This window comes from Stutzerimonas stutzeri (assembly GCF_024448895.1).
Classification (GTDB): Bacteria; Pseudomonadota; Gammaproteobacteria; order Pseudomonadales; family Pseudomonadaceae; genus Stutzerimonas; species Stutzerimonas stutzeri_Q.
This window is the reverse complement of the sequence record NZ_JAMOIC010000073.1, coordinates 1-887: the sequence shown is the minus strand read 5'-3', so window position 1 is coordinate 887 and position 887 is coordinate 1. Positions and strand designations below refer to the sequence as shown.

Below are 887 nucleotides of genomic sequence, written 5' to 3'. Positions count from 1 at the left end.
TAGGTTCTGTTGCAAAGTAAAAAAATATAGCTAACCACTAATTTATCATGTCAGTGTTCGCTTAACTTGCTAGCATGATGCTAATTTCGTGGCATGGCGAAAATCCGTAGATCTGAAGAGACCTGCGGTTCTTTTTATATAGAGCGTAAATACATTCAATACCTTTTAAAGTATTCTTTGCTGTATTGATACTTTGATACCTTGTCTTTCTTACTTTAATATGACGGTGATCTTGCTCAATGAGATTATTCAGATATTTCGATGTACAATGACAGTCAGGTTTAAGTTTAAAAGCTTTAATTACTTTAGCCATTGCTACCTTCGTTGAAGGTGCCTGATCTGTAATTACCTTTTGAGGTTTACCAAATTGTTTAATGAGACGTTTGATAAACGCATATGCTGAATGATTATCTCGTTGCTTACGCAACCAAATATCTAATGTATGTCCCTCTGCATCAATGGCACGATATAAATAGCTCCATTTTCCTTTTATTTTGATGTACGTCTCATCAATACGCCATTTGTAATAAGCTTTTTTATGCTTTTTCTTCCAAATTTGATACAAAATTGGGGCATATTCTTGAACCCAACGGTAGACCGTTGAATGATGAACGTTTACACCACGTTCCCTTAATATTTCAGATATATCACGATAACTCAATGCATATCTTAGATAGTAGCCAACGGCTACAGTGATAACATCCTTGTTAAATTGTTTATATCTGAAATAGTTCATACAGAAGACTCCTTTTTGTTAAAATTATACTATAAATTCAACTTTGCAACAGAACCTTAAGTATTCTCCTTTTATTCCATAAAATTAGAACTAGTTATGTTGCTAGTGGGCTCTCAGTTGTATTTTCTTATAGATAGATGGATAATTTTGC

The 887-nt window shown here is 33.4% G+C and carries 1 protein-coding gene; it reads right to left on the bottom strand.

From position 1 onward, the window contains the following. Positions 1-61: 61 nt before the first annotated feature. A complete protein-coding gene (locus NA619_RS24990; RefSeq protein WP_001105987.1) occupies positions 62-736 on the bottom strand; it encodes an IS6-like element IS257 family transposase in 675 nt (224 codons plus the stop codon). Positions 737-887 lie beyond the last annotated feature (151 nt).